The organism is Streptomyces sp. NPDC085946 (assembly GCF_044540485.1).
GTDB lineage: Bacteria > Actinomycetota > Actinomycetes > Streptomycetales > Streptomycetaceae > Streptomyces.
In genome coordinates this window covers 172267-198809 of the sequence record NZ_JBITSF010000016.1, presented here as the reverse complement: position 1 = coordinate 198809, position 26543 = coordinate 172267, and the positions used below count along the sequence as shown (strand labels likewise).

General features: G+C 75.3%; 24 protein-coding genes and 4 pseudogenes. 16 read left to right on the top strand and 12 right to left on the bottom strand.

Translation table 11 applies throughout. The features are described 5' to 3' along the window. Nucleotides 1–221 precede the first annotated feature (221 nt). A pseudogene (locus ACIF8T_RS28320) lies at nucleotides 222–332 on the top strand (IS5/IS1182 family transposase); the annotation flags it as partial. 8 nt (nucleotides 333–340) lie between these two features. Here the strand turns inward: ACIF8T_RS28320 and ACIF8T_RS28315 are convergent. Then, nucleotides 341–1144: pseudogene (locus ACIF8T_RS28315) on the bottom strand (transposase family protein). Nucleotides 1145–1630: 486 nt separating this feature from the next. Here ACIF8T_RS28315 and ACIF8T_RS28310 point away from each other — a divergent pair. Further along, on the top strand, nucleotides 1631–1849 hold the full coding sequence (locus ACIF8T_RS28310; protein WP_400038934.1) for a Tn3 family transposase: 219 nt from the start codon (nucleotides 1631–1633) through the stop codon (nucleotides 1847–1849). Nucleotides 1850–1939: 90 nt separating this feature from the next. After that, nucleotides 1940–2473: an RICIN domain-containing protein gene (locus ACIF8T_RS28305; protein ID WP_400038933.1), complete on the top strand. Its 534-nt coding sequence runs from the start codon at nucleotides 1940–1942 to the stop codon at nucleotides 2471–2473. Nucleotides 2474–2695: 222 nt separating this feature from the next. Here the strand turns inward: ACIF8T_RS28305 and ACIF8T_RS28300 are convergent. The 3 genes and pseudogenes from ACIF8T_RS28300 to ACIF8T_RS28290 form a co-directional block, all read right to left on the bottom strand. Beyond that, nucleotides 2696–2809, bottom strand: a pseudogene (locus ACIF8T_RS28300) (hypothetical protein); the annotation flags it as partial. Between the two features lie 223 nt (nucleotides 2810–3032). Then, complete coding sequence (locus ACIF8T_RS28295; RefSeq protein WP_400038932.1) at nucleotides 3033–4760, bottom strand: GAF domain-containing protein; 1728 nt, start codon at nucleotides 4758–4760, stop codon at nucleotides 3033–3035. Between the two features lie 103 nt (nucleotides 4761–4863). Then, nucleotides 4864–5556 (bottom strand): response regulator, encoded by a 693-nt coding sequence (locus ACIF8T_RS28290; protein ID WP_400038931.1) that lies wholly within the window; start codon nucleotides 5554–5556, stop codon nucleotides 4864–4866. 765 nt (nucleotides 5557–6321) lie between these two features. Here ACIF8T_RS28290 and ACIF8T_RS28285 point away from each other — a divergent pair. From ACIF8T_RS28285 to ACIF8T_RS28275, 3 genes are all read left to right on the top strand, one after another. Further along, a complete protein-coding gene (locus tag ACIF8T_RS28285; RefSeq protein WP_400038930.1) occupies nucleotides 6322–6996 on the top strand; it encodes a CBS domain-containing protein in 675 nt (224 codons plus the stop codon). A 550-nt stretch (nucleotides 6997–7546) separates the two neighbouring features. Further along, the gene (locus tag ACIF8T_RS28280; protein ID WP_400038929.1) at nucleotides 7547–8002 is read left to right on the top strand and encodes a pyridoxamine 5'-phosphate oxidase family protein; all 456 of its coding nucleotides are present in this window, start codon (nucleotides 7547–7549) and stop codon (nucleotides 8000–8002) included. Between the two features lie 401 nt (nucleotides 8003–8403). Next, nucleotides 8404–8796 carry an STAS domain-containing protein gene (locus ACIF8T_RS28275; protein WP_400038928.1) on the top strand — a complete coding sequence of 131 codons (393 nt, stop codon included), beginning with the start codon at nucleotides 8404–8406 and terminating at the stop codon, nucleotides 8794–8796. Between the two features lie 138 nt (nucleotides 8797–8934). Here the strand turns inward: ACIF8T_RS28275 and ppdK are convergent, their stop codons facing one another. The 5 genes from ppdK to ACIF8T_RS28250 all read right to left on the bottom strand — a co-directional run bounded on the left by ppdK (nucleotide 8935) and on the right by ACIF8T_RS28250 (nucleotide 14288). Beyond that, nucleotides 8935–11631 (bottom strand): pyruvate, phosphate dikinase, encoded by a 2697-nt coding sequence (gene ppdK, locus ACIF8T_RS28270; protein ID WP_400038927.1) that lies wholly within the window; start codon nucleotides 11629–11631, stop codon nucleotides 8935–8937. A 434-nt stretch (nucleotides 11632–12065) separates the two neighbouring features. Then, nucleotides 12066–12440, bottom strand: a complete 375-nt coding sequence (locus ACIF8T_RS28265) for a hypothetical protein (protein WP_400038926.1) — start codon at nucleotides 12438–12440, stop codon at nucleotides 12066–12068. A gap of 137 nt (nucleotides 12441–12577) precedes the next feature. After that, on the bottom strand, nucleotides 12578–13099 hold the full coding sequence (locus ACIF8T_RS28260; protein ID WP_400038925.1) for a roadblock/LC7 domain-containing protein: 522 nt from the start codon (nucleotides 13097–13099) through the stop codon (nucleotides 12578–12580). A 38-nt stretch (nucleotides 13100–13137) separates the two neighbouring features. Beyond that, complete coding sequence (locus tag ACIF8T_RS28255) at nucleotides 13138–13899, bottom strand: hypothetical protein (protein ID WP_400038924.1); 762 nt, start codon at nucleotides 13897–13899, stop codon at nucleotides 13138–13140. After that, entirely contained in the window at nucleotides 13896–14288 is a 393-nt protein-coding gene (locus ACIF8T_RS28250; RefSeq protein ID WP_400038923.1) for a hypothetical protein, read from the bottom strand. Before ACIF8T_RS28250 ends, ACIF8T_RS28255 begins: the two co-directional genes overlap by 4 nt. 480 nt (nucleotides 14289–14768) lie before the next feature. Between ACIF8T_RS28250 and ACIF8T_RS28245 the strand changes: the two genes are divergently transcribed. The 8 genes and pseudogenes from ACIF8T_RS28245 to tgmB all read left to right on the top strand — a co-directional run bounded on the left by ACIF8T_RS28245 (nucleotide 14769) and on the right by tgmB (nucleotide 23507). Next, nucleotides 14769–15092: a hypothetical protein gene (locus tag ACIF8T_RS28245; RefSeq protein ID WP_400038922.1), complete on the top strand. Its 324-nt coding sequence runs from the start codon at nucleotides 14769–14771 to the stop codon at nucleotides 15090–15092. Nucleotides 15093–15228: 136 nt separating this feature from the next. After that, nucleotides 15229–16590 (top strand): hypothetical protein, encoded by a 1362-nt coding sequence (locus tag ACIF8T_RS28240; RefSeq protein WP_400038921.1) that lies wholly within the window; start codon nucleotides 15229–15231, stop codon nucleotides 16588–16590. A 182-nt stretch (nucleotides 16591–16772) separates the two neighbouring features. Then, nucleotides 16773–17330 (top strand): (2Fe-2S)-binding protein, encoded by a 558-nt coding sequence (locus tag ACIF8T_RS28235; protein ID WP_400038920.1) that lies wholly within the window; start codon nucleotides 16773–16775, stop codon nucleotides 17328–17330. Then, nucleotides 17327–18337 (top strand): FAD binding domain-containing protein, encoded by a 1011-nt coding sequence (locus tag ACIF8T_RS28230; RefSeq protein ID WP_400038919.1) that lies wholly within the window; start codon nucleotides 17327–17329, stop codon nucleotides 18335–18337. Before ACIF8T_RS28235 ends, ACIF8T_RS28230 begins: the two co-directional genes overlap by 4 nt. Continuing rightward, nucleotides 18334–20385 (top strand): annotated as a pseudogene (locus ACIF8T_RS28225) (xanthine dehydrogenase family protein molybdopterin-binding subunit); the annotation flags it as partial. The gene ACIF8T_RS28230 and the pseudogene ACIF8T_RS28225, both read left to right, overlap by 4 nt. A gap of 1431 nt (nucleotides 20386–21816) precedes the next feature. Beyond that, the gene (locus ACIF8T_RS28220) at nucleotides 21817–22125 is read left to right on the top strand and encodes a YkvA family protein (RefSeq protein ID WP_400038918.1); all 309 of its coding nucleotides are present in this window, start codon (nucleotides 21817–21819) and stop codon (nucleotides 22123–22125) included. A 187-nt stretch (nucleotides 22126–22312) separates the two neighbouring features. Continuing rightward, nucleotides 22313–22504, top strand: a complete 192-nt coding sequence (gene tgmA, locus ACIF8T_RS28215; RefSeq protein WP_400038917.1) for a putative ATP-grasp-modified RiPP — start codon at nucleotides 22313–22315, stop codon at nucleotides 22502–22504. Nucleotides 22505–22520: 16 nt separating this feature from the next. Then, on the top strand, nucleotides 22521–23507 hold the full coding sequence (gene tgmB / locus ACIF8T_RS28210; protein WP_400038916.1) for an ATP-grasp ribosomal peptide maturase: 987 nt from the start codon (nucleotides 22521–22523) through the stop codon (nucleotides 23505–23507). 22 nt (nucleotides 23508–23529) lie between these two features. Here tgmB and ACIF8T_RS28205 read toward each other — a convergent pair whose 3' ends face one another. Together ACIF8T_RS28205 and ACIF8T_RS28200 are read right to left on the bottom strand one after the other, a co-directional pair. Beyond that, nucleotides 23530–23745: a hypothetical protein gene (locus tag ACIF8T_RS28205; protein WP_400038915.1), complete on the bottom strand. Its 216-nt coding sequence runs from the start codon at nucleotides 23743–23745 to the stop codon at nucleotides 23530–23532. A 150-nt stretch (nucleotides 23746–23895) separates the two neighbouring features. Beyond that, nucleotides 23896–24369 carry a hypothetical protein gene (locus ACIF8T_RS28200; protein WP_400038914.1) on the bottom strand — a complete coding sequence of 158 codons (474 nt, stop codon included), beginning with the start codon at nucleotides 24367–24369 and terminating at the stop codon, nucleotides 23896–23898. A gap of 181 nt (nucleotides 24370–24550) precedes the next feature. On the opposite strand from ACIF8T_RS28200, the gene ACIF8T_RS28195 reads away from it, so the two are divergent. Beyond that, the gene (locus ACIF8T_RS28195; protein ID WP_400038913.1) at nucleotides 24551–25525 is read left to right on the top strand and encodes a GlxA family transcriptional regulator; all 975 of its coding nucleotides are present in this window, start codon (nucleotides 24551–24553) and stop codon (nucleotides 25523–25525) included. 253 nt (nucleotides 25526–25778) lie between these two features. After that, complete coding sequence (locus tag ACIF8T_RS28190) at nucleotides 25779–26093, top strand: hypothetical protein (protein ID WP_400038912.1); 315 nt, start codon at nucleotides 25779–25781, stop codon at nucleotides 26091–26093. Nucleotides 26094–26195: 102 nt separating this feature from the next. Here ACIF8T_RS28190 and ACIF8T_RS28185 read toward each other — a convergent pair whose 3' ends face one another. Continuing rightward, nucleotides 26196–26459, bottom strand: coding sequence for a DUF5133 domain-containing protein (locus ACIF8T_RS28185; protein ID WP_400038911.1), 264 nt, complete (start codon nucleotides 26457–26459; stop codon nucleotides 26196–26198). Nucleotides 26460–26543: the final 84 nt, after the last annotated feature.

Sequence of the window (26543 nt, the reverse complement as noted above, 5' to 3'; positions counted from 1 at the left end):
TTCTCCAGGACTCTGCCGAGTCTCCTCACCACCGCCAGCGTCGACAGCATGCGCCTGCCCGCCTTCGACCAGACCGCAGACTGATCAGATCGGACGAGAAAGCTTCAGGAATCCCGAAGTCACGTCACTGACCGGCCGATCACGCGAACGAGAGCGAAGCCCCAGGCCAGGAACTCAGGGTTTCGGTAAGAACCACGGGAACCCACGGGATGTCGCACACCCTTCTGGACGTGGTCTCACCGATCCGGGGCCTGCGCGGACGACCGCGCCGCAAGCTCCGACGGCTCTACGCCGACCGGGGCTACGACTTCGACAAGTACCGCTCCCTACTGAACCTCTTTCATCCTGAATAGTCGCAGTTCAGCAGCGTGTGGATGGCTTGGACGGTGCGGCTGATGCGACGGGTGGAGGAGCGTGCTCTGCGCATGATGCGCCAGGACTTGAGTCGGGCGAAGGCGCATTCACCGAGGGCTCGGAGTCGGGCGTGGTCGCGGTTGAACTGCTGGTAGTGCTCGGGCTGTTCGCTGTGGTGGTAGTACGGGGTGCGGAAGGTGGAGCCGGCGCCCTGGTAGGCGCGGTCCGCGAGCACGAGGATTGCCGGGTCAGGCAGGCCTGAACGATGCCGTGGGCGCGGGCTGGGGTCAGGTCATGTGTGCGGCCGGGTGTCGCGCGGGAGAACCACAGGGGTGTGCCGTCCGGGCGGGCGATGATCTGTACATTCATGCCGCGCTTCTTGTGCTTTTGCGAGTAGTCGGCTGATCGGCGCGGACGCGGTCGGTGGGGATCAGGGTGCCGCCAACGATGACGTGGTCGCCTTCACCGAGGCCGGTGAGGGCTTCGTGGAGGCCTGGGGCCCGGGAAGCCAGCACCTCCAGGGCCTCGTCCACGTAGCGCCAGGCGGTGGCCTGCGATATCGCGAACCCGGCGTCGAGCTGGGCGAAGGTCTCGTTCTTGCGCAGGTGGACCAGCGTGAGCAGCGCCTGGTCGAAGCAGCCGAGCTTGCGCCAGCGGGTGTTGCGTGTGCGGCGGTGCTCGTACAGCGGCCGGGCAACATGCTCGACGAGCTCATGCGGGACGTCGAGCGTGGCAGGATACGGAACCGACAGGGCCCTTCGGTCGCCGGTGTGCTGAGTGGAATCACCACGCCAACGACGAGGGGCCCTGCCTCGTCACCACGCCCGCTGACCAGCCCATTTCACCCGCCAGCACAGGATGAAAGAGGTTCACTGAGCTCTTTCAGAATGGCCACTGATCGGGTGACAGGTCGGTGTTCCGCAACGCACGAGGCTCCCGTGCCGTTGAGAAGCGCCGGAGCCTCGTTGGTTCCCTGTCCTGCCGCACTCGACCTGCCTCACGCCCGGCCGTCGCTTCAGGCCCATCTCGTTGACTGCTTCCGGTCCACCGCGGTGGCCGAGGTGACGGGGCCGGATGCCGGACCGTCACCTCGGCTGACCTCGACGCCCCCGTCCGGCCGCGTACACCGCGCCGAGTCGCGCGGGCGCACCATTCGACCGGCCGTGGAGGGACCGGCCGGTAAGCACGACGCGGGGCCGGTTGGATTGCTCGCACACCGGCCCCGCGCGGGCCCAAGCACCCGACGTACCGGGCGATCGAGGAGCTGGGCCGGGCGGTGCGGACCTCGTTCGTCTGCGATTACCTCGCCGACGCCGAGATGCGCCAGGAGATCCACGAGGGCTTGCAGGTGGTGGAGAACTGGAACTCCGCGAACAAGGACCTGTTCTACGGCAAGGACGGCGACCTGGCCGGTGCGGACAAGGAATTTCAGGAGGTGTCCATGCTTGCGCTGCACCTGCTCCAGTCCGCGTTGGTGCACGTCACACGCTGCTGATGCAGGAGGTCCTGGCCGATCCGAAGTGGGCGGCACGGATCACCGACGCGGACCGTCGGGCGCTGTCCCCGCTGTTCTGGACCCGTGTGAATGGACTGTGTCGACACCCTCTGCATCGCCGACCACTACAACAACCGGATCCGGAAGATCACCTCAACGGGGATGGCCGGGCGGCCCGAATCGGGCACGGTGGTCTCCTGGGCCAACGTCCGCAGCCGACTGCGCATGGGCATTTACCGCGAATCCCTCAAGGACGGAGCCCAAGTCCACCAGTCGCCGGCTTCTCCCCGGCACCACCAGCGATGGCGCCTGATCGCTACCAGCCAGGTGGACGGCGACATCCTCTACCGGATCGAGAACGTCCGCAGCGGCAAGGTCCTGGAAGTCACCGACGCACAAGAAACAGCAGGAGCGCCGGTGACACAGTGCGCCTACGCAGGCATCGACGCACGCCACCAGCAATGGAGGCTCATCCCAGTGGGGCCCGTGACCGATACCCCACAGGTGTTCGAAATCGCCGACCACTACAGCGGCCTGCTCCTGCACGTCGGCACCAACGCCCTCACGCAGCACAAAGCGGACGGCGACCACCGCAACCGCCAATGGCAGCTGCTCCCCGCGTAACACGACGAGGAGGCGGGGACAATGTCGTCCCTGCCTTCTTCTCCTCGGAAAACGGACCTGACAGGTCGTCCAGTTGTTGCTGCTACGGACGTAACCGCATGAAGGAACAGCCGGCCGCGAGCGCGGCGGCCGAAGTGACGACGATGCCCAGCACGCCCATCGCATGCCGATGGCGGAGAGCTGCTCGACCCGTTCGGGGGACAGCGTCGCGGCCCGGGAGCGTTGGTTGCTGATCCATGCCCCCAGCTTCAGCTCCCGCACCTCCTGGTGCTCCCCGCTCCCGTCTCCGTCCTCGTTGCCGAGGACGATGATCCGTTCGATGTGCTTTCGCGGCACCCGCAGGTGCCCTCGCGCTCGTGGAACTGCCGTGCGGCCGCATAGTTCATGGCCCGTTTGTCGGCCTGGCTACGGCGCGGCCGGGGTTTCTCGGTCCCGGCTGCGGGTTGGATGTCGAGGATGTGTTCGCACATCCACTGCTGCACACCGGTGAGCTCGTCCCAGCCAAGTCGCTGCGCCCGAACCCAGCGTCCGAGGTCTTCGCCCTGATGCACGACGTCGCCTAGGACTCCTCCAACGGGACCCGCCACACCAGCGTGGTGCCGGACTCGGCGGAGCTGGTCACCTCCAGGCGTCCGCCCAGCTGTTCGGCGCGCTCGGCCATGTTGCGCAGGCCGCTGCGGCGGCCCTCGGGCGGGATGCCGACGCCGTTGTCGGAGACGGTCAGGCGGACCTCGCGGCCGTCGGTGGCCAGGAGGACCTCGACGCGGTCGGCGCGGGCGTGCCGGGCGACGTTGGTCAGCGACTCGGACAGGACGGCCACGATGTGGTCGGCGACCTCCTTGGGGACGTGGGTGTCCACCAGGCCCTCCATCCGCACGCCGGGCGCGAAGCCGAGGACCGGCGCGGCCTCCCCGATCACCCGGACGGCACGGGAGCGCAGCCCGGTCCCGGCCGCGCCGCCCTCGCGGGAGCGCAGGCCGAAGATGGTCGACCGGATGATCTTGATGGTCTCGTCGAGGTCGTCCACCGCCCGCAGCACGCGCTCCGACGCCTCGGCGTGGTCGATGAAGCGTCCCGCGCTCTGCAGGGTCATGCCGGTGGCGAACAGCCGCTGGATCGCCAGGTCGTGCAGGTCGCGGGCGATCCGGTCGCGGTCCTGCAGGACGGCGATCTGCTCGGCGTCCCGGCGGCGTTCCGCGAGCTCCATCGCCACGGCGGCCTGCGCGGCGAAGCCCCGCAGCGGCTCGATGTCCTGCGCGGTGAACCGGTCGTCGCCGGCGGCGCGCACCAGCAGGACGATGCCCCGCACCCCGTCACCGGTCCCGATGGGGACCGCCACGGCGGGGCCCAGTCCCTCGAAACGCCCGGGTCCGGCCGCGGCACGCTCCTCCTGGGCGACGTCCGCGCTGGTGACGGGGGCGGCGCTGGAGAACGCCCGGCCGATCAGACTGTCGTCGACGGGCACGACGAGACCGCGGTGGGCCTCCTCGCCCTCCCCGATGGCGAGTTCCACGGTGAGCGAGCCGGTGTCCTCCATCGGGACCGCCACCACGGCCAGGGCCGCGCCGGTGATCTCCCTGGCCCGCTCGGCGATCAGGCCGAGGGCCTCGCCGCGTCCGCTGCCGGACATCAGGCTGTGGGTGATCTCCGCGTTGGCCTGCAGCCAGCGTTCCCGCAGCCGGGACTCCTCGTACAGCCGGGCGTTGTCGATCGCCACGCCGGCGGCGACGGCCAGGGTGGACAGGACCGACTCGTCGTCCTCGTCGAACTGCGCCCCGTCCCGCTTCTCGGTCAGGTACAGGTTGCCGAAGATCTGGTCGCGCACCCGGATCGGAACGCCGAGGAAGGTGTTCATCGGCGGGTGGTGGGCCGGGAAGCCGTACGAGGCGGGGTGCTGGGAGAGTTTGGGCAGCCGCAGCGGTTCGGGGTGGCGGATCAGCTCGCCGAGGATGCCGTGGCCCTCCGGGTAGTGGCCGATCCGGGCGATGTCCTCCTCGCTGACCCCGACCGTGTGGAAGGCCGACAGCCGCTTGCCGTCGGGGCCGATCACGCCCAGGGCGGCGTACTGCGCGTCGACCAGCGCCGCGGCGGCCTCCACGATGCCGTGCAGGGCCTGCTCCAGGTCCAGTTCGCGGCCGACCGAGAGGACGGCCTCCAGCAGGTTGTGCACCCGGTCCTGCGTGCCGCGGGCCGTGTCCAGGCGGGCCTGCAGCTCCTCCAGCAGTTCGTCGAGCCTGAGCTGCGGCAGCCGTACGCGGGCGCCTCCGTTCCGTTCGGCGCTTGGCACGCGTGGTCCTCCGGGTCCCCTTGTTCCTCGCCGGGACCCGACCGGTCCCGGCAGGTGCCACGCTAGCGCCTGGGGACGCGGGGGGACACAGGGGTCCGGGTGCTCAGCGCTCGCCCTGCCGGAGCCGGTCCTGAGCCTGGGTGGCGATGACCGCCGCCTGGATGCGCCGCTCCACGCCGAGCTTGGCCAGCAGCCGGGAGATGTGGTTCTTCACCGTCTTCTCCGCCAGGTACAGCCGCTGGCCGATCTGCCGGTTGGTGAGTCCCTCGCCGATCAGGGCCAGGATCTCCCGCTCCCGTTCGGTCAGGCCCGGCAGCGCGTCCGGCTCGGGCCGGGGCTCCTGTTCCTGGCGCAGGCGGGCCATCAGCCGGGTGGTGGCGCTCGGGTCGAGGAGGGACTGCCCGGCGGCCACCGTACGGACGGCCGCCACGAGGTCGGAACCCCGGATCTGCTTCAGCACGTACCCGGACGCGCCCGCCATGATCGAGTCCAGCAGGGCCTCCTCGTCGTCGAACGAGGTCAGCATCAGGCACGCCAGTTCCGGCATCCGCGAGCGCAGCTCCCGGCACACGCTGACGCCGTCGCCGTCCGGCAGCCGCACGTCGAGCACCGCGACCTGGGGCCGCAGCGCGGGGACGCGGGCCAGGGCCTGCGCGGCGGTGGACGCCTCGCCGACCACCGTGATGTCCGGCTCGTCGTTCAGCAGGTCGTGCACGCCCCGGCGCACCACCTCGTGGTCGTCCAGCAGGAAGACCCGGATCGGCTGGTCGGCTCCGGGCCGCTCGCTGTCCGCCATCACATGCTCCTTCGTGTGTTCCGGCCGTCGCCCGGCCGTGCCCCGTCACCGGGATCCTCCCCGGTGCGGGGCCGGACGGCCAGGGCCGATCGGCCCTGCTTCTCCCGACGTTACCCACCCTGCGTCCCGTGTCCCGGTCCCGCGCGCAGGTCACGCGTCGCCGTCCCGGTGCGGGCGCGGGGACCCCCGGCCCCGGGGCCGGGACCGTGCGGCCCTGGGACCGGTGCGGTGCCCGGTTCAGGCTGGACACGCCGACGACCACCGAAGGAGGGGAGCGCATGGCTCCCGGGACACCGGCGTCCGGACCGTCCGCGCCGTCCGCCGCACCGCCGCCCCCGCCGTCCTGGTACGGGCCGAGGGGGACGGCGGTGGGGAGACCTCGCCTGCGTGCGGGCCGGGGCGGGGCGGCAGCGGTACCCGGGCGGCCGGGGCTGCCAATCCTCGGCGGCGAGGTGCGGGTCGTCCGGGCGTCCGGGCGTCCGTGCCGAGCGACCGTGGTCGGCACGGGCACTCGGACGATCCGGGCGGGCGCCGCGCTCGTCGTCGTGCACGCCCGTGAAGGGTCCGCGCACGAGCGCGCGGACCGGTCGCGGGACCGGCCGCGCGGCCGGGTCGACCGGGTCGCGCACCGCGGGGACACGCTCCGCCGGCCGGCCGCGGCTGCCGTGGCGTGGCCGGCCGGGCCGGGGCGGCCGGACGAGGGCCGGCGGGACCGGGCGGGTGCGCCGGGGCGAGCGCCCCGGCGCGGAAGGAAGGAGAGGTGCCGTGCAGCACACCACCGTCGGTGAGGTGATGACCCGTGACGTCGTCCAGGCGCACGGGAACACGCCGTTCAGGGATGTCGTCCGGCTGCTGGACCGCCACCGGATCGGCGGGATGCCGGTCGTCGACCACGACGACAAGGTCCTCGGGGTGATCTCCGGGACCGATCTGGTGCGGGAGCAGGCGGCGCGGGCCGGAGACGGGCGGCCGACCGCCGCGACGGCCGGGGAGCTGATGTCGACGCCCGCCGTCACCGTGCATCCGGAGCAGTCCGTGCCGGACGCCGCGCGGGTGATGGAGCGGCACGGCGTCGAACGGCTGCCCGTGGTGGACGAGGAGGACCGGCTCATCGGCATCGCCACCCGCCGCGACCTGCTGCGGGTGTTCCTGCGGTCGGACGCCGCCGTCCGCCGCCAGGTGATCGACGAGGTCCTGGTGGACGCGCTGGGCCTGCCGCCGGACGCCGTCGCGGTCTCCGTCCGGGACGGCGTCGTCACGCTGAAGGGCAGCGTGGAACGGCGCGGCGACCTGGCCGCGGCGGTCCGGTCGGCGTGGCGGGTGGAGGGAGTCGTCGGCGTCGTGAACGGGCTGACCTGCCCCGTCGAGGAGGGGCGCCCGCGCGCCGGAGCCGTGGCGGGACGAGCCGGGGGGCGGCGGGCGCCCCGCGGTGTCGGGTAGCCCCTGCGCCCGGGGACCGTGGGCCGCTGCGGTCCGGCGATCCCGCGATTCCGCGATTCCGCGATCCGGCGATCCGGCGATCCGGTGTCCTCGGCGTCCCGGCGGCCCCGTCCTTCCCGTCCCTCCCGTGCCCCCGGTGGTCCCGGCAGGGTCGGGACGGTCAGGCCGGAGCAGGGACCGTTCGGCACCTGGGGTGCGGGGCGGGATCCGGGGATCGTGGGGGGCAGGAGCGGCACCGGTCCCCCGCGGTGTCGCTCCGCACACCGCCCGCCGTGTGCGCGGGCACCCGACCAGGAGGGCCCGCCCCATGACCCGACAGGACGCCGGAGACCGGACGGCGGGCGCCGCCGCGGAGCCGGTGCGCGCGGCCCGCGCGGCGCGGACGGCCGAGGCCCGCGCGGCACCGCGGACCGCCCGCGCCCCGGCAGGGCCGGGCGGACCGGAGCCGGGGCCGAACGGCCCTGGCCCCCTCCCCCGCCCCCTGATCGAATGGTCCGCTCGACCGATCCGGATCCGCTCGACCGAAGACGCCCTACCCACGGAAGTCCTCATGCCCCTCCACAACGCCGGTCCGGCCCCCGCGGGGGCCCACCGGAGCATCGACCTCGACGCCGCCGAAGCGCTGCGGCTGCTGGGCAGCGTGTCCTTCGGCCGGATCGTCTTCACCCAGCACGCGCTGCCGACGATCCGCCCGGTCAACCACGTCCTGGACGCCGACGGCGACATCGTCATCCGCACCCACGACGGCATGGCGCTGACCTCGCGGACCCGGCAGGCCGGCGCCCCGGGCGTCGTCGTCGCCTACGAGGCCGACGCCATCGACCCGGACACCCACCTCGGCTGGAGCGTGGTCGTGACCGGCTACGCCCGTCTGGTGACCGACGAGCGGGAACTGGCCCGCTACCGCTCCCTGTTGCGGCCCTGGGTGCAGCACACCATGGACCACGCCGTGCGCATCCGGCCGGACCTGGTCACCGGGCTGCGCATCACCGCCGACGGCGCGTGACGGACGGACGGCCGGCCCGGGGCGGACGCCGGGGCCGGCCGTATCGGCGCCTCCGCCTCCCGTGCCGCCGCGGCCGGCCCGGCCGGCCGCGGGACTCCCGGCGGAGCCGTCCGGGCTGGCGGTGGCGGTACGGGACCTGAGGGTCCTCCTTCGGATGCGCTCCCGCTCTCGGTGTCCCGCGCCCGGGGCAGCAGGCCCGCGGGTCCTTCCGTCCCGCCGGCGGGCCCCGGGGTCCGGGGGCGGGCGCGAGGTCCGACCGGGGGTCCCGGGACGCACGCCCGTCCGGACGGCCTGGTGCGGGCCCGGCGGAGCGGGGGCCCGGGACGACCGGGCTCCTCGGACCGGCCGGTAGGGCCGGTCGGCCCTACCGGCCGCCTCGCCCGACCCGGTTCTCTCGAGGCATGTCCGAAACGCACAGGAGGTCCCCGGCGGGGCCGACGGAGCGCGTCGTCGCCGGGACGACGGTCGTCGGGCTGTCGGGCGAGATCGACATCCTCGCGCAGCCGGCGCTGTCGGCACGCCTCGACGCCCTCACCTCCGGACCCCGCCCCGAAGTGGTCGTCGACCTGCGCTCCGTGTCCTTCATCGACTGCTCGGGACTGAACGTCCTGTGCCGTGCGCGCATCCGCGTCGCGGCACGGCGGGGCCGGCTGCGGCTGGTCGCGGACAGCCCGCGCTTCCTGCGCCTCCTGCGCCTCCTGCAGCTCGCGGACGCCTTCGACGTGTACGCCCGCCTCTCCGACGCCCTCGCGGCCGCGGCGGCCACGCGCGGCGCGCAGGACCGGACCGGCTGACGTACGACGCCCCGGAGGCCGCCTGGGGTATGAGGGCCCGTGGGCACGCGCCGCCGAACCGCCCCGGGCCGGCGCGCGGCACGGTCGTTCCGGGGCCACGGGCCGGCCGCGTGCCGAGACCGGCCGCCGGGCCGGTGCTCACCGGCTGTCGCTGCCCGCCGCGTCCAGCGCCGCCCGGCCCGCCTCCAGGCGGGCGACCGGGACGCGGAAGGGGGAGCAGGAGACGTAGTCCAGGCCCACGCCGTGGAAGAAGTGGATCGACTCGGGGTCGCCGCCGTGCTCCCCGCACACGCCGATCTTCAGCCCGGGCCGGGCGGCGCGGCCCTCGGTGACGGCGATCTCGACCAGGCGGCCGACGCCCTCGCGGTCGATGGTCTCGAACGGGGACTCCTTAAGGACGCCCTGCTCCAGGTAGGCGGAGAAGAAGGCCGCCTCGACGTCGTCCCGGGAGAAGCCCCAGGCGGTCTGGGTGAGGTCGTTGGTGCCGAAGGAGAAGAACGCGGCCTCCTCGGCGATCCGGCCCGCGGTCAGCGCCGCCCTGGGCAGTTCGATCATCGTGCCGACCGGGCAGTCGACGGCGACGCCGGTCGCCTCGGACACCTCGGCCAGGACCCGGTCCACCACCGCGCGGACGACGCGGAGTTCCTCCACCGTGCCGACGAGCGGGACCATGATCTCCGCACGCGGGTCGCCGCCGGCCCGCCGGCGTTCGGCGACCGCCTCCGCGACGGCCCGGACCTGCAGGGCGACCAGGCCGGGCACCACCAGGCCGAGGCGCACGCCGCGCAGGCCGAGCATGGGGTTCTCCTCGTGCATGCGGTTGACGGCGTCGAGGAGTGCCGCGTCGTGCGGGTCGGGGGTCTCGCCGCGCGCCGCGGCCTCGGCGACCCGGACGGCGAGGTCGGTGCGGTCGGGCAGGAACTCGTGCAGGGGCGGGTCGAGCAGCCGGATCGTCACCGGCAGTCCGTCCATCGCGGCGAGGATGCCGACGAAGTCCTCGCGCTGCGGGGGCAGCAGCTCCGCGAGCGCCCGGTCGCGCTCGGCGTCGGTGCCGGCCAGGATCATCGCCTCGACGTAACGGCGGCGCTCCCCGAGGAACATGTGCTCGGTGCGGCACAGCCCGATGCCCTCGGCGCCGAACCGGCGGGCGCGGGCGGCGTCCTCGGGGGTGTCCGCGTTGGCCCGCACGCCGAGCCTGCGCAGTCCGTCGGCCTGCCGCAGGGCGTCGGCGACGGCGTCGACGAGTTCGTCCGCGTGGCCGCCCCCGCCGGTGCGGCCGGTCTCGAAATACCGCATCACGGCCGAGTCCGCCAGGGGCACCGCCCCGAGGTGGACCGTGCCCTCGGTGCCGTCCACGGAGACGAGGGTGCCCTCCGTCACGACGGTGCCGCCCGCGGTGAACCGTCGGGCGTGCGGGTCGACGGCCAGGTCCTCGGCGCCGCAGACGCACACCTTGCCCATGCCGCGGGCGACCACGGCCGCGTGCGAGGTCTTGCCGCCGCGGCTGGTGAGGACCGCCTGCGCGGCGACCATGCCGGGCAGGTCGTCGGGGGTGGTCTCCTGCCGGACGAGGACGACCTGCTCGCCGGTCGCGGCGCGCCGCACCGCCTCGGCGGAGTCGAAGACCGCGGCGCCGACGGCGGCGCCGGGCGAGGCCGGGATGCCGCGGGCGAGCGGGGCGCCGGCCGCGGTGCCGTCGAAGCGGGGGAACATCAGCCGGGCGAGTCCGTCGCCGCTCACCCTGGCCAGTGCCTCGGCGGGGGTGATCAGCCCTTCCTCCACCAGTTCCGCGGCGATCGCGAACGCGGCCTCGGCGGTGCGCTTGCCGACCCGGGTCTGGAGCATCCACAGCGTGCCGCGCTCCACGGTGAACTCGATGTCGCACAGGTCGCGGTAGTGGTCCTCCAGCGTCCGCAGGTAGCCGCGCAGCTGCCGGTAGGCGGCGGGGTCCAGGCGTTCCAGCTCGTCCAGCGGTACGGCGTTGCGGATGCCGGCGACGACGTCCTCGCCCTGGGCGTTGGGCAGGTAGTCGCCGTAGACGCCGGGGCGGCCGGTGGCCGGGTCGCGGGTGAAGGCGACGCCGCTGCCGGAGTCGGTGCCGAGGTTGCCGAAGACCATCGTCTGGACGTTGACCGCCGTGCCGAGGTCGTCGGGGATGTGCTCGCGCCTGCGGTAGAGGCGGGCGCGTTCGCCGTTCCAGGACTCGAAGACGGCGCGGACCGCGCGGCGCAGCTGCTCGGCGGGGTCCTGCGGGAAGTCCTCGCCGGTCTCCCGCCGGATCAGCGCCCGGTAGGCCGTGACGAGACCGGCGAGGTCGGCGGCGTCCAGGTGCAGGTCGTCCGGGGCGCCGCGGGCGGTCCTGAGTTCGGCGAGGGCCTGCTCGAAGAGGTCGCCGTCGACGCCCATCACCGTGCTGCCGAACATCTGGACCAGGCGGCGGTAGGAGTCCCAGGCGAAGCGGTCCTGGCCGGAGACCTCGGCGAGGCCCTGGACGGAGGCGTCGTTCAGCCCGATGTCCAGGATGGTGTCCATCATGCCGGGCATGGAGAACCGGGCGCCGGAGCGGACGGAGAGCAGCAGCGGGTCGTCGGGCCGGCCGAGCCGTCGTCCGGCGCGTTCCTCCAGTACGGCGAGGTGGTCGGCGATCTCCTCGGCCAGGCCCTCGGGTTCCGTGCCGGAGGCCAGGAAGGCGCGGCACGCCTCGGTGGTGACGGTGAAGCCGGGCGGCACCGGCAGGCCCATCCGGGTCATCTCCGCGAGGTTGGCGCCCTTGCCGCCGAGGAGGGCGGCCATGTCCCGGCCGCCTTCGGCGAAGTCGTACACGTAGCGGGTCATGGCCTGCTGCCTCTTCTTCGTGGGGGTGGGGGCCGGCGGGGCACCTCGCGAGGACGACGCGTGCCCCGGGCGCGCCGCGCAGGAGGTCCGCGGAGGACTCGTCGACGCTCTCCGGCGGCCGCGGTTCGCGGACGGCCCGCGTCCGGCCGGCCCCGTGCGGGCGGAACGCCTCGGCGAGGTCCTGCCGGGTACCCACGACGGAGCCGATGACCGAGGTGCCGTCCGGAAACGGCGCCGAGGACGGGGACCCGGATGCTCCGTCTTCAGCGTCCGCCGGAGGGGCCCCGCCCGGCAGGTCCCGGACGTCCCGCCCGCCCGGGCCGGTGGGCCCCTGTCCGCCGGCCCCGGAGGGACGCCCGCGAGGTCCGGGCACGCCGCGGGCCCTCCGCGAGTGGTGCGCGCGGAGGGCCTGCGTCGGTGCGGTCGGGTGCCGGTCAGACCTCCAGGTCGTTCTCGATCCGGCGCAGCTGGTGGCGGGCCATCGCCAGGTTGGCCCGGCCGGCGTCCAGTACGAGGTAGAGGAACAGGCCGTTGCCGCCGCGCCCCTTCAGCAGGCGGATCAGGTGGTACTGGGTGTTCAGGGTGATCAGGATGTCCTCGATCTCCTCCTTCAGCCCGAGGAGTTCCATCGTGCGCAGCTTGGACCGCACGACGTCGGTGTTCCCCGCGGCGGCGACTTCGAGGTTGAAGTCCTTGCTGCCGCCCAGGGTGCCGAGGGCCATGCCGCTCGTGTAGTCGACGAGTGCGACGGCCGTGGCTCCGTCGATGGAGCTCAGGCACTCCTTCAGCGAGGTCTCCGTGTTGGCCATGCGAACGGTTCCTTTCCATGGGTGATCATTCGGGTGTGGCGTGTGGCGTGCGGCCTGTGGTGGCCGGGGCCGGACGCCGGTGCGGCCGCGGCCCGTACGGGGCCGGGCGTGCGGCGGGGGAAGGCGAGGGCCGGGGCTCAGCCGCCGGGCTGGGGGCGGGGCTCGTGGGCGGGCCGCTGGGGGGTGCGCACCGGGAGGGTGCCGATGGGGCGGGCCGGGTCCGCCGCGGCCGGGGCGACGTGCTCGGTGGTGTCCGTCCGGTCGGCGTGGCGGCCGCCGCCGGGCGCGATCCGGGTGGTGACCAGGTCCGCGATCCGGGCGCCGCTGCGCCGGCCCTCCAGGTGCAGGCGGCCCACGTTGACCCGGTCGTCGGCGAGGAGGGTGAGCACGGCGGCCCGGCCGGCGGCGTACGTGGCGACGTAGCCCCCGGCGCCGCGCACCAGCAGTTCGCGGAACTCCCCGCGCGCGGCCGCGTCCGTCGTGCGGTGCGCGACGCCGAGCGCGGCGGCGGTCAGCGCGGCCAGGCCCTCGGGTTCGACACCGGGGGCGTCGTGGGCCAGGACCAGCCCGTCGACGGTGGCCGCGAGGGATCCCGTCAGCTGGGGGATGCGGTTGCGCAGCCGACGCAGTTCGTCCAGCACGTCGGTCTCGACGGCCATGAGCAGTCTCCTTTCGGCACGCTGTCGACGCGCGCGGATCACAGTGCCTCCAAGGCGTCCAGAAGCCGTCGCAGCAGTGCGGTGTCGGGCTCGTCCTGCGCCGCCGGGTACCGGGCGGGGTCCGGCCGGACGGCCGTGGGGACGACCAGTCCGGCGGCGGCCAGGCGGCGCAGCTCCACGAGCGTGGGGAAGGTGCGGCAGGCGAGGTGCGCGGCGATCTGCGCGGCGGTGCGGACGCCGTCGACCTGGGCCAGCGTCCGGCGGCGGCGCGCGGGGAGCGTGACGGGGCGGGCGCCGGGCGCGCGGGCGAGCGGGGCGGTGTCGACGGCGGGCTCGGGCCAGATGCGGTGCAGCAGGACCCGGCGGCGCCGCGACTCGCGCAGCACGCTGTCGACCGGTACGGGGCGGACCGCGCCGAGCCAGTGCGCGACGCCCGGCCGGAAGCGCAGCGCCGGCCCGTCATGGGCGAGGACGAAGTACGCCGCGTCGAAGAGGGCGCCCAGGTGGCACAGTTCCAGCGCGCCGGTGGTGAGGCGGCCGCTGTCCACCAGTTGCCGTCCGACCCGCTGGTGGCCGCCGGCCCGGTCGATCGCCTCCCACCAGCCGTCGGGGGCGAGGGCGCCGCTGCCGGTGAGCAGGGTGCCCAGGTCGGGGGTGAGGGCGGACTCGACGTGTGTGACGCGTCCCGCCGCGAGGTAGACGACCCCCGCCTCGGTCGACAGGGCCCCGGTGGCGCGCTCGGCGGCGAGGCTGCCGAGCAGGGCCGAGGCGGGCCGGTCCGTGCGCGCCGTCGCGTTCATCCGAGCACCAGACGGTCCGCGAGCTCGGCCAGCCGGATGCGGGCCAGGGCCAGGTTGCCGTCGTTGCGGTCGAGCCACAGGTGGAGGAAGACGGTGCTCTCGAACGGCGTGGTGACGAACCGCAGCAGGTGGTACGCGTCCGCGTTCGTCAGGATCAGGTCCTCGACGGGCGGTTCCTTGCCGCTCGCCTCGGCGGCCGGGGCGAGGGTGCCGCTCTCGGTGGCGAGCCGGGCGAGTTCGGCGGTCTCCGCCGCCGTCTGCTCGATGTCGCCGCCGGGGGCCTCGCCGACCGATCCCAGCGGGAGGCCGCTGATCCAGTCCACCACCGCCGCCCCCCGCACACCGGGCAGACGCATGGCTTCCAGCAGACTCTCGTCGATTCCGGGCACGCCGGATCCCCTCCCTGCACGGCAGTACCGCGAACGTGAGCTCGACACTACGCACCGTGCTCGGCGCTGGTGAGGGCTTTGGCATTTTCCAATGGAATGTGCACGGAGAGGGCCGCGATCCGATACCCTTTGCCGCCGCACGCGCAGGGACCGCCCCGGCGCGGAGGGCGGGCGGGCCCCGCTCGCGGACCACGGCCGGGGGCGGCCGCGGCGCTGACCACGGGTGAAGGTGTATCAACACGGGCACTTCCCGCACACCCCGTACGCGCGGTACGCCCCTTCACGCCCGCGCGGGCGCCCCGAGCCCCGAAGGACCGACCGGGCGCCGATGCGTGCGGGCGCGCGCCCCGGGCACCGGCGTGCGCTCCCCACCCGTCGGTGCACGCCCCCGACCCGTACGGGCACCTCGCACCCGGGGCCCCGCCCACATCCCCTCGCCCCGCCCCACATGCCGGCGCCCCACGCGGGTACGCGGTGCGCATGACTGACGGCAAGAGCCCGGAACCCCAGGACAGCACCAGCCCGGCAGAGCGCTCCGAGGAGGAGCGGGCCGCGGCCCGTCCCTTCAGCTATCCGCACCCCGAACGCCGCGCCGGCGTCCGCGCCACCCGGCACATCAGCCGGGAGCAGGCGGACGCGGACAGCGTCCCCGGTGTGCCCGGCGGCTACGGCAGCACCAGCGGCGGCCAGGCCGGCGGCCGCAGCACCCCCCGTCCCGGCGAGGACGCGACGGACGAGTCGGGCGTGACCGAGATCGTGTCGGGCCGCGAGCCCCACGACGAGCGGGGGCGGGAACGGGAGTAGGCGCGCCCGCGACGGCGGACCGGGGCGGGTGGTTCCCGGGGCAGGACCCCGGGCGATCGCCCTACCCCCGGGTGAGCGCCGGCGACCTGCGGCGACGATACTGGCAGGGCACGTGCCCCCACCCACAGATGGACTCATGCCGACCTCCCCCACAGTCCGCTCCACGACTCCCCCGACGGTGTGGCTGGCGCGCGGCCGCCACACCGGGCCCGCCCCCGAGGACGTCCTCACGCGCTCGCTCCGGCGCCTCAAGGACAGGCGGGCCGTCGACGATTTCCTGGCGGTGCCCCCGACCGGGGACGACTCCTCCGATCGGGTCTTCGAGGCCCGTTGGAGGGTCCCCGATCGGGTGACGGTGCGCGCCCGGCTGCGCCTCGTGCCGGCCGCCGGCGACGGGTGGCGGTGGACGCTGCTCGCGGAGGCCGAGGCACCGTGGGACCAGGCCTGGCCGTCCCCCGCCACCCGCTTCTGGCCCGAGGAACCCGAGGAGCGCGGGGAGCCGGGCGCGGGCTGGGACCGCGACGCCGCCACCGGCCTGTCCCTGACCTCGATCAACCCGCTCCCCCGGGACGACAAGGCGGTGCGCCGGCTGTTCAAGGACGCCGCGCGCGACGGGTGGGGCATCCACGTCGTCGTGCACGAGGCGATGACCACCGACGAGCGCGGGCGGCTGCCGCTGGCGCGGTGGCTCCCGCCGGGTCTGCGGCACCGCGTGGTGGAGCACCGCGCCGCGCCGCACCAGCTGCGGGTCGTGAACTGGGCCCTGCGCGACCAGGACGTGGAGGTGCCGCGCGGCGGTGCGGTGGTGCTGCCCGGCCGGGCGGTCCCGCCCGGGTACGACGCCCGGGACTTCTCCGTGCGCGCCGTCTTCCTGGACGGCTCGGAGCCGGCCGACCTCACCGCGGCGGTGGCGCGGTTCGCGGCGCTGCCCCGGCCGCTGCCGGAGGGCGCCGAGGCCGAGCTCACGGCGCTGCGGGAGGACTGGCGCCTGCTGACCCTGGAGGAGGAGCTGGCGCGCGAGCGCAGGCTGGTCGCCATGTACGCCGAGGCGCTGGAGGCCATGACGAAGTCCAGGGACCTGTACCGGGAGGCGGCCGAACGCGCCCACGAGGCCCTGGCCGTCTACCGGGAGACCGCCGGGGCCGTCTCCGCCCCCGCCGCCGGGACGCCGCGGCCGCCGTCCGGCTCCCCGTTCCAGCAGCTCACGCGGACGCTGGAGCGGCTGAAGGACTCCGCCCGGCTCCTGCGGCCCGCCGGCTCCGCGAGCCCGGCGGACCCGCGTCCGGAGACCTCGGCCGGCCACCTGCCGGAAAGCGCCGCGGAGCCGTCCGGGAGTGCCGCGGACCCGCCGCCCGGAACGGCCGCGGCCCCCCTGCCGGACGACACCGCGGACCCGCGGCGCGAGGATCCCGCGAACCGGCGGCCGGCGGACCCCGCGGACCCGCGGCCAAAGGACCGGGAGAGCGCCGGGGCCCGGGCCGCGCACGCCGAGCGCTAGGGGCTGTCCGACCGTTCCCGTCGTCGCCCGGAGGGCGGTCTCGCGGCGTCAGGTGCGTGCTCTCGGCGTGCCGGGCGCGCCCCGGGTGGGGGGCGGCGGCCTTCGGGCCGGACGTGTCAGCCGGTGTCCCGTGGATACGCGGACCGCACAGCACGGCCCCCCACCCGGAAGGTCACCACGCCATGGGAAGCCATCCCCGCGACGTCACCGCCGCCTCCCCGCCCCACCGCACCGAGACCACGCTCCAGGTCAACGGCAAGCCGCACACGCTGACCGTGGACCACCGGCGCGTCCTGCTGGACCTGCTGCGCGAGGACCTCGGGCTCACCGGCGCCAAGAAGGGCTGCGACCACGGCCAGTGCGGCGCCTGCACGGTCCTGGTGGACGGGCGGCGCGTCAACAGCTGCCTGCTGCTCGCGGTCACGCTGGACGGCCGCGAGGTGACCACGGTCGAGGGGCTGGCCGGCGACGGCGAGGAACTGCACCCGGTGCAGCGGGCGTTCGTGGCCCGGGACGCCTTCCAGTGCGGCTACTGCACACCGGGCCAGATCTGCTCCGCGGTCGGCGCCCTCGCCGAGGCCGCCGCCGGGCACCCCTCGCACGTCACCGACCCCGCGGCCCCCTCGGGCGAGCCGGTGCCGCTGGGCCGGGAGGAGATCCGCGAGCGGCTGAGCGGCAACCTGTGCCGCTGCGGGGCGTATCCGTTCATCGTCGAGGCCGTCGAGGACGTGGTCCGGTGAAGCCCTTCGCGTACGTCCGCGCCGGGAGCGTCGAGGAGGCGACCGCCGCGTACGCCGACCGGCCCGGCGCCCGCTACCTCGGCGGCGGCACCAACCTCGTCGACCTGATGAAGCTCGGCGTGGAGGCGCCCGCCGCCCTCATCGACGTCACCCGGCTCCCGCTGGACACCGTGGAGGAGCAGGCCGACGGCTCGCTGCGGATCGGTGCCCTGGTCCGCAACAGCGACCTCGCCGCCCACCCCGCCGTCCGGGACCGGTATCCGGCCCTCTCGCAGGCGGTCCTCGCCGGTGCCTCGGGGCAGTTGCGCAACGCCGCCACCACCGGCGGCAACCTGCTCCAGCGCACCCGGTGCCCGTACTTCCAGGACCTGTCCAAGCCGTGCAACAAGCGGGAGCCGGGCAGCGGGTGCGGCGCGCGGGACGGGGTGCACCGCGACCACGCGGTCCTCGGGCACTCCCCGCACTGCATCGCGACCCACCCCTCGGACCTGGCGGTGGCGCTGGCCGCGTTCGACGCGCGCGTCGAACTGTACGGTCCCGAGGGCGCCCGGAGCCTGCCCGCGGCCGACTTCCACCGGCTGCCCGGGGACCGTCCCGAGCGGGACACCGAGATCCGGCCCGGCGAGCTCGTCACCGGGGTGCTGCTGCCGGCCGCCGCGGCCGGGCTGCCGTCGGCGTACCGCAAGGCCCGCGACCGGGCGTCGTACGCCTTCGCGCTCGCCTCCGTCGCGGCCGTGCTGCGCGTGTCCGACGGGGTCGTCAGCCACGCCGGGATCGCCTTCGGCGCGCTGGCGCACCGGCCGTGGCGGGCGCGGCGGGCCGAGCGGGCGCTGCTGGGCGCGGCGCCCACCGCGGCGGCGTTCGAGCACGCCGTGGGCCTGGAGCTGGCGGCCGCGCGGCCGCTGCGGGACAACGCGTACAAGGTGCCGCTGGCCCGCCGTCTCGCCGTGGGCGTGCTGACCGGACTGGCGGAATCCGGCCCGGCGTCGACGAGGAGGACCTCATGACCGGCTCCCGGACGGCCACCGCCCTGGGCGCTCCCGCCGAGCGCCGGGAGGGACGGCAGAAGGTCACCGGTGCCGCGCGGTACGCCGCCGAGCACCGCCACCCCGGCCACACCCACGCCTGGCCGGTCCCGGCCACGACGGCCCGGGGCCGGGTCACCGGCGTCGACGTCTCGGGCGCCCTCACGCTGCCCGGGGTGCGGGCCGTGCTCACGCACGAGAACGCGCCGCGTCTGGCGGAGCCGGACGACCCCACCCTGGCCGTGCTGCAGAGCGACCGGGTGCCGCACCGGGGGTGGTGCGTGGCGCTGGTGGTGGCGGACACCCTGGAGGCGGCCCGGGCCGGTGCCGCCGCCGTGCGGGTCGGGTACGAGACGGAGGACCACGACGTGGTCCTGAGCGCCTCCCACCCGGGCCTGTACGTGCCGGAGGAGGCCAACGGCGGGCACCCGGCCGTCCGTGAACACGGCGATCCCGACGGCGCGTTCGCCTCCTCGGACGTCCGGGTCGACGCGGCGTACACGGTGCCGCCGCTGCACAACCACCCGATGGAGCCGCACGCCAGCACCGCCCGCTGGGAGGGCGACCGGCTGACGGTGCACACCTCCAGCCAGGGCACCACCGTCGTACGGGCCGTGCTCGCCGGGCTGTTCGGGCTGCCCGAGGAGCGGATCACGGTCGTCGCCGAGCACGTCGGCGGCGGGTTCGGCTCCAAGGGCACGCCGCGGCCCGACGTGGTGCTGGCGGCGATGGCGGCGCGGCAGACGGGCCTCCCGGTGACCGTGGCGTTCCCGCGGCGGTACCTGCCCGCCGCCGTCGGGCACCGGGCCCCCACCCTGCACCGGGTCCGGCTCGGGGCCGGCGCCGACGGCCGCCTCGCCTCCGTCGTCCACGAGGTCACCACGCACACCTCGCGCGTCAAGGAGTTCGTGGAGCAGGCGGCCGTGCCCGCGCGGGTCATGTACGCCGCTCCGCACAGCCGTACGGTGCACCGGGTGGCGGCGCTGGACGTGCCCACGCCGTCGTGGATGCGCGCGCCCGGCGAGGCGCCCGGCATGTACGCGCTGGAGTCCGCCGTGGACGAGCTCGCCACCGCGCTCGGCATGGACCCGGTGGAGCTGCGCGTGCGCAACGAGCCCGGGGTGGAGCCGGACAGCGGCCGGCCCTTCAGCAGCCGGAACCTGGTCGCGTGCCTGCGCGAGGGCGCCCGCCGCTTCGGCTGGTCCGGGCGCGACCCCCGGCCGCGCTCCGGCGCGCGGGGACCGCTGCTGGTCGGCACGGGGGTGGCGGCGGCGACGTATCCGGTGCTGGTGTCGCCGTCCACCGCGGCGGTCCGCGCCCTGCCCGACGGAACGTTTCTGGTGCGGATCAACGCCACCGACATCGGCACGGGCGCCCGGACGGTGCTCGCGCAGGTCGCCGCCGACGCCCTGGACGTGCCGCTGGAGCGGGTGCGGATCGACGTCGGCAGCAGCGACCTGCCGTCCGCGCCGCTGGCAGGAGGATCGTCGGGCACCGCCTCCTGGGGCTGGGCGGTCCACGAGGCCTGCGCGGACCTGGCCCGGCGGCTGGCCGCCCACGCGGGGCCGCTGCCCGGGCGGGGCGTCGAGGCCCGCGCCGACACCTCGGGCACGGCCGACGCCGGCAGTTCCCTGGCGCGGCACGCCTTCGGGGCGCACTTCGCCGAGGTGGCGGTCGACCCGGTCACCGGCGAGGTGCGGGTGCGCCGGCTGCTCGGCGTCTACGCGGCGGGGCGCATCCTCAACGCCCGTACCGCGCGCTCCCAGTTCGTGGGCGGCATGACGATGGGCCTGGGCATGGCGCTGACCGAGGGCAGCACCATGGACGCCGCGTTCGGCGACTTCGCCGAGTCGGACCTGGCGTCGTACCACGTGCCCGTGCACGCCGACGTCCCCGCGATCGAGGCGCACTGGATCGACGAGGACGACGCGCATCTCAACCCCCTGGGCAGCAAGGGGATCGGGGAGATCGGCATCGTGGGGACGGCGGCCGCGATCGGCAACGCCGTGCACCACGCCACCGGCGTCCGGGGGGCGTCACTCGGCCATGCGGCGCGCCTCGGGAGCCGGCCAGGCCGCCCAGCGCCCGCCCGGGTCCGACGCCAGGCGCAGCACCAGGGCGGCGAGCGCGATCAGCGACGCGCACACCGCCGACGCGACGGCCAGCCACGGCGGCGCCAGCGACAGGCCGACGGCCCGGGACAGCCCCGACGTCGGGGCGGCCCCGCCGTACGCCTGGGCCGCGGCCAGCGCCGCCGGCACCACGACCGCGGCCGCCAGCACCAACGTGACCGGGCGGACGGCCAGCAGCAGGGCCAGCACCATGCACAGCACCGACAGGCCGAGCGCGATCGCGTGCAGGCGCAGGGGGGCGCCGTCCTGCTGCAGCGGGAAGTGCGTCACCGCGCAGACGGCGAGCGCCACGGCGGCGGCCAGGCCGGGCCAGTGCGCGGTCCCGGCGGCCCGCTGCGGCGGGCGGTCGCGGACCGCGGGCACCGGACGCCGGGTGCGGCGGGCGCCGCGGCCCGGGGCCGCGCGGGCGGCGCCGATGCGGACCGGACCGCGCGCCGGGCCGGGTTCCTCCGCCTCGCCGGCGGGCGGCTCGGGCTCGGACGGCGGCCGGACGGCGGGTTCCAGCCGCTCGACGGCGAGGCGGTCGATGAGCTCGACGAGTTCCGGGACGGACCGGCCGGTGGCCGCCGCCCGCAGCGCCTCCTCGCGCACGTGCTGCTCCATGGGCTCCCGGTGCAGCAGCGTCACCAGCCGGGTCACCTCCTCGACGGGCCGGTGCTCGGCCGCCGCGTGGATGGCCTCGTCGGCGCTGGCGGCGTCCCGCGGCGGCCGGGTCAGCAGGGCGATGAGCCGGGTGACGTCCTCCACGGGCCGGTCCATGCCGGCCGCGCGGAGCGCGTCGGCCATCGCCTGCGCGTGCTCCGGCGACCGCTCCAGGGAGGTGATGAGATCGACGACCTCCTCCAGGGGCCGGTCGGCCACGGCGGCATGCACCAGATCGCTGACCGCGTCGCCGTACGGCGCCCCGGTGCGCTCGCCGGCCGCAAAGGGCCGTTCGACCAGCGGCCCCACCGGGTGCGTGCCGGTGGCGACGGCCGTCTCCTCGGACGGCTGGAAGGGCCCGGTGGTCACGGCGGGAGGTATGGCGGGTTCGTTCGAGCGGGGTGATGAAGAGCAAGTGGTCATGCTCGGCTCCATGGGAAGGGTGCGGCCGCTCCGCGCACCCCCGACGTGCGACGAGCGACGTTACGTTGACCATTACTAGGCGCCCCCGCACCCCGGTGCCACCCGGGTGGGCCACCGGGGTGACGGCGCCGCCCCGAACGGCCGCCGCGGGCCCGCCCGGAGTGGGCCGCGCCACATGTCCGGGCCCGAGAGCCATACAGCGGCCGGAAACGGGAATGCCAGAGAGGACGCGTGCGTCACGGCACGCCCTGAGGAGGTGAGCCCGTGGACGCGACCACAACGGTGATCACCGTGGCCGCGGTCCTCGCGGCCGTCGTACTCGCCCTCGCCGTCGCCCTCCTGGTGCGCCTGGTCCGCACCCGGCGCGAGCTGCGGCGCGCGGGCCTGCCCACCGGGCCGCGCTGGGTGTTCTGGGGCGCGGTCCTGTATCTCGTGCTGCCGGCCGACCTGTTGCCCGACCCGGTGTACCTGGACGACATCGGCGTCCTCCTCCTCGCGCTGCGCTCCGTCCGCGCCCCCCTCGGCGGGCGCGACCGCGGAACGCCGCGGCCCCCGGACAGCGAACCCGCCTGACGCGGCCGGCCTTCCGGCCCGCGCGACCGGCGCGGGCCGCGCGCCCGCGCGATGACTACGCTCCGTAAGGAAACCAACCACCCGTTCGATTCGTATAAGTCTCTGGAAGCCGAAGGAAGTCGGCGGACCAGGCGGTGGCGCACGTGGGCCGCCGCTTGATCGGCGCAGCACCGACGAGGGAGAGACGATGCAACCGTTCGCGCTCAACTACGCGCGCCCAGCCGTGCAGTTGGAGGCGGTCACGCCGTACGCGTACGACTCCGGGCTGCAGTTGAACGTGCTTTCCGACGGACGGGTCGCCGCCCGCGACCACGCCCTGTTGAGAGAGGTGGGGACCACGACGTCCACCGCCGGTTCGAAGACGCACTTCGACGACTGATCACGGGCCGTCGACGATGACCGTACTGATCCTCACCTGTGAGGAGGACGTGACCGCGGACCTGGTGGTCGTGGAACTGCACGCGTCGGGCGTTCCGGTGGTCCGTCTGGACCCCGCCGACCTGACCGGCGGTGTCGCCCTGTCCGGCGAGTACGTCCACGGCTCCTTCCGCGGTCATCTGTCCGCCGGGGGCCGCCTGGTGAGCATCACCGGACTGAGGTCCGTCTGGGTGCGCAGACCGGGCGTCCCGGCGGCCCGTGCGGCGCAGCCGTCCGCGTGGCTGACCGAGGAGGCCTCCCAGGCGCTCTACGGCATGCTGCGGGGCTCGGACGCGCGCTGGATGAACCATCCCGACGCGGCCCGCCGGGCCCGGCACAAGCCGTGGCAGCTGCGGCTGGCGCAGCGGTGCGGTCTGCCGGTGCCCGCGACGCTGATCACGACGTTCCCGCGGGCCGCCCGGGAGTTCGCCGAGCGCTACCCGGATCTGGTGGTCAAGCCGGTGTCGGGCGCGCATCCGCAGGACCCGCCGCGGGCGGTGCCGACCAGCCGGGTCGCGCCGGACGCCGACTTCTCCGCCGTCGCGTACGGGCCGACGCTGCTGCAGCGGCGGATCGCCAAGGCGGCCGACGTCCGCCTGACCGCGGTCGGCGAGCAGTTGCTGGCCGCCCGCAAGGCGACCGCTCCGGACGCGGATCCCGACGAGGTCGACGTGCGGTTCGCCGCGTCCGGCGCGCCGTGGCGGCCGGCCGGCGTTCCGCCGCGTGTCGCCGCGGCCGTGCGCGCGTACGTCCGCGAGGCCGGTCTGGCCTACGGGGCGTTCGACTTCGCGGAGGACGCGGACGGCACCTGGTGGTTCCTGGAGTGCAACCAGTCGGGGCAGTTCGGGTTCGTCGAGGTGGAGACGGGGCAGCCGATCGCCCGCGCGATCGCCGAGTGGCTGGCGCATCCCGCCGGTCAGGAGGCCGCGGCGCACCTCGACGGCACGGACACGGCGGTCTCCTGAGGGCCGGGGCCCCGCGCCGCCGTCACTGCGGACGCGGGCCCGGCAGCAGGGCGGAGCGCTGCCATCCCGCGCCCGGGTGCTGGGGCCGGTCGAGTCCGGGTGCGTAGCCGGGGGACTGCAGAGGCCGCATGACCAGCTCCAGTTCCCTGCTCACGCGTTCGGCCTCCCGGCGAACCTGTGCGGGCACGTCGCCGCACTCCGCGATGAGTCGGTCGTAGATGGGGGAATCCTGGAACACCCGTCAACGCGCCTTTCTTCTCCTCGGCCCCCGTACGGGGACGCGAGTGCGAGTCTAGGCGCCCGGACCGGCGGGGGTGCGGTAAACCCCTGCGGCACGTGACGGCGGGCGGGGGCGCGGGCGGCGCGCCGCGGGTGTCCGGGACGGGGGTCAGGCGCCCGTCGTGGAGCCGGGCCGCACGATCATCAGGACGGTGACGGTGGCCCACAGGAGGTTGAACACGCCGGTGAACATCGCGAGTTGCACGGTGGCCGACCGCTCCACGGGTGCGCTGCCGCCGAGCCCGTCGAGGAGTTCCTGCTGGCGGGGCAGGACGAAGGCGACGAGGACGCCGGCGGCAGCGGCGGTGAGGGCGATGGAGGTGACGAGCCATCCGCTGCCCAGGACGTCCATGGCGACGGCGGTGGCGAAGCCGAGGAGGGGCACCGTCAGCCCGACGCCGGCGTAGACCCGGCAGATGCGGTGCAGCAGCGCGACCGTGCCCGCCGCCGCCGGGTCGGGACGGTCGCCGGCGGCGGCCGCGGCACGCCGTACCGCCGGCGGGAACATGCTGGCCGCGACGGTGACGGGGCCGATGGCGACGATGGCGGCCAGGACGTGGAGGGACAGCAGGAACTTGGTCACCGGGACCCTTTCGTGAGGTGGTCGGCGCCCCACGCTAGGCAGCCCCGCCCGGTTGTCCCATGGGCTGGAACGACAGCTTCCGACGGATTCCCGCCAACCGCTCCGACCAGTGCTTCTCCCGCGGACGGCGACCGCACCGCCGGTCGGCCGCCCGGCGCGGCAGCCGCCTATCGTGGCCGTCATGCACTCCGTGGCGATCCTGGTCCTGGACGGCGTGGTGCCGTTCGACATGGCGGCCCCCCTGCAGGTGTTCGACTGGACGCGGCTGCCCGACGGCCGGCGTCCCTACCGGGTCCGGCTGTGCGCCGAGTCGCCGGAGGTGCGCGCGGACGGCGGGTTCGCCCTCCGGGTCGACCGGGGGCTGGAGGCGCTGGCCGACGCGGACACGGTCGTCGTGCCGGGCCGCTCCCCCGGCGCCGCGCCGCCCTCCCCCCGGGTGCTGGACGCCCTGCGGGAGGCCGCCCGGGCGGGCACGCGCATCGCCTCCGTGTGCGTGGGCGCGTTCGTCCTGGCGGAGGCCGGGCTGCTGGACGGGCTGCGCGCCACCACCCACTGGGCGGCCGCGGAGGACCTGGCCCGGTGCTATCCCCGCGTCGAGGTGGCGCCGGACGTCCTGTACGTCGACAACGGGCAGATCCTCACCTCGGCCGGTGCCGCCGCCGCGCTGGACATGTGCCTGCACATGATCCGGCGGGACCTCGGGTCGGCGGTCGCCGCGGACGCCGCCCGGATGTCGGTCATGCCGCTGGAACGGGAGGGCGGGCAGGCCCAGTTCATCGTGCACGCGCATCCGCCGGTGCCCCGGGGGTCGGCGCTCGAACCGGTGCTGGAGTGGATCGAGGACCACCTGGGCGGCGAGGTCACGCTGGCCGCGATGGCGGCGCGCGCCGGGATGAGCGAGCGCACCTTCAGCCGCCGGTTCCGCGAGCAGACGGGCACGACGCCGCTGCAGTGGCTGCTGCGGGCGCGGGTGCGGCGCGCCCAGTACCTGCTGGAGAACAGCGACCACCCCGTCGAGCGCGTCGCCCGGCAGGCGGGGTTCGGTTCGCCCACGGCGCTGCGCGAGCGGTTCCGCAAGGTGGTCGGCACGACGCCGTACGCCTACCGGGCGGCGTTCCACGGGAAGGCGGCCGCGCGGGAGACGCCTCACCGCTGAGGCCGGGCGGCGAGGTCACGGGGGCGGGCCTCCTGACCTCCCCGGGCGCAACCGCCTTTTCCGGCGCGGCTGTTGCGGGGAGCGGTGGGGAGCGGTGTCGAAGGGGGCGCGCCGTGCGCCGCCCGCCGGGAGCAGGTCGGGCCCGTGGGTCATGCCGTGCCCGGCCTCGCCGCCCGTCCGGCCCTGCCGGCCGCGTACGCCGACCGGCTCGTCGCGGCGGCGGACGCCGGCCTCGCCCGGGAGCTCGCCGCCCGTGACGGCCTCCGTCCCGCGCGGGCGCGCACCGGCCGCGCCGGACGCGTCACCGGTGCTGCCGGCGGACCTGGCGCGGCAGGACCCGCCGGTGCGCAAGGCGCCGCGCCTCGTCGCGGGGCACCGCAGGGCGACGGCCCCTACGCTCCCGGCCTGCCTCGCGGACGGGCGGGCCGGGGTCCCGGTGGCCGGTCACCCGGCGCTGCCGCCGGAGGTGGCCACCGGTCTGCCGGCCGGCGACGGCCCGCAGGTGGTGGAGGCGGCGGCCGCCGATCCGTCGCTGCCCCGCGCCGCGCCGGCGGCCCCGCTGCCCTGACCGGCCGCACGCCCGTGGGGAGGGGCGCGGTGCTCGCGCACCGCGCCCCTCCCCACGGGTTCGCCGGTCACCGCCCGGTTCGCGGCCCGGTCCGGCGCGGGATCACACGGCCAGCGACAGGTCGTTCTCCCCGTCCGGGTCCGCGACCGCCGGGGCGGCCGCCGGCCGCCCCTTCGCCAGCAGGAGTTCGTCCGCCTTGGCGATGGCGTCGTGGACGCTGGTCGTTCCCATCATCACGCACAGCGTGTAGCTGACGTCCTCCAGCTCACGGGCCGCAGCCGGGAGCTGCCTCTCCGCCTGAGCGATCCGCAGCGACGCGTAACGCGTCAGCAGGTTCCTGACCACCTTCGGGTCCGGTACGAGCACGTAGCGCCCCTCTCTCCGATTGCGCTGCGTATGCCCGGACCGTGCGAAACCATTCACACCTTCCTCGCACCTGCCGGAATGTGA

What these genes read in the sequence shown, in the direction of transcription:
- ACIF8T_RS28255 (WP_400038924.1), bottom strand. Translation starts at nt 13,899, where the DNA reads ATGAACGCGACGGCGCGCACGGACCGGCCCGCCTCGGCCCTGCTCGGC.
- ACIF8T_RS28245 (WP_400038922.1), top strand. Translation starts at nt 14,769, where the DNA reads ATGACTGACGGCAAGAGCCCGGAACCCCAGGACAGCACCAGCCCGGCA.
- ACIF8T_RS28195 (WP_400038913.1), top strand. Translation starts at nt 24,551, where the DNA reads ATGCACTCCGTGGCGATCCTGGTCCTGGACGGCGTGGTGCCGTTCGAC.
- ACIF8T_RS28260 (WP_400038925.1), bottom strand. Translation starts at nt 13,099, where the DNA reads ATGGCCGTCGAGACCGACGTGCTGGACGAACTGCGTCGGCTGCGCAAC.
- ACIF8T_RS28280 (WP_400038929.1), top strand. Translation starts at nt 7,547, where the DNA reads ATGCCCCTCCACAACGCCGGTCCGGCCCCCGCGGGGGCCCACCGGAGC.
- tgmA (WP_400038917.1), top strand. Translation starts at nt 22,313, where the DNA reads ATGCAACCGTTCGCGCTCAACTACGCGCGCCCAGCCGTGCAGTTGGAG.
- ACIF8T_RS28240 (WP_400038921.1), top strand. Translation starts at nt 15,229, where the DNA reads ATGCCGACCTCCCCCACAGTCCGCTCCACGACTCCCCCGACGGTGTGG.
- ACIF8T_RS28290 (WP_400038931.1), bottom strand. Translation starts at nt 5,556, where the DNA reads ATGGCGGACAGCGAGCGGCCCGGAGCCGACCAGCCGATCCGGGTCTTC.
- ppdK (WP_400038927.1), bottom strand. Translation starts at nt 11,631, where the DNA reads ATGACCCGCTACGTGTACGACTTCGCCGAAGGCGGCCGGGACATGGCC.
- ACIF8T_RS28235 (WP_400038920.1), top strand. Translation starts at nt 16,773, where the DNA reads ATGGGAAGCCATCCCCGCGACGTCACCGCCGCCTCCCCGCCCCACCGC.
- tgmB (WP_400038916.1), top strand. Translation starts at nt 22,521, where the DNA reads ATGACCGTACTGATCCTCACCTGTGAGGAGGACGTGACCGCGGACCTG.
- ACIF8T_RS28305 (WP_400038933.1), top strand. Translation starts at nt 1,940, where the DNA reads ATGGACTGTGTCGACACCCTCTGCATCGCCGACCACTACAACAACCGG.
- ACIF8T_RS28275 (WP_400038928.1), top strand. Translation starts at nt 8,404, where the DNA reads ATGTCCGAAACGCACAGGAGGTCCCCGGCGGGGCCGACGGAGCGCGTC.
- ACIF8T_RS28265 (WP_400038926.1), bottom strand. Translation starts at nt 12,440, where the DNA reads ATGGCCAACACGGAGACCTCGCTGAAGGAGTGCCTGAGCTCCATCGAC.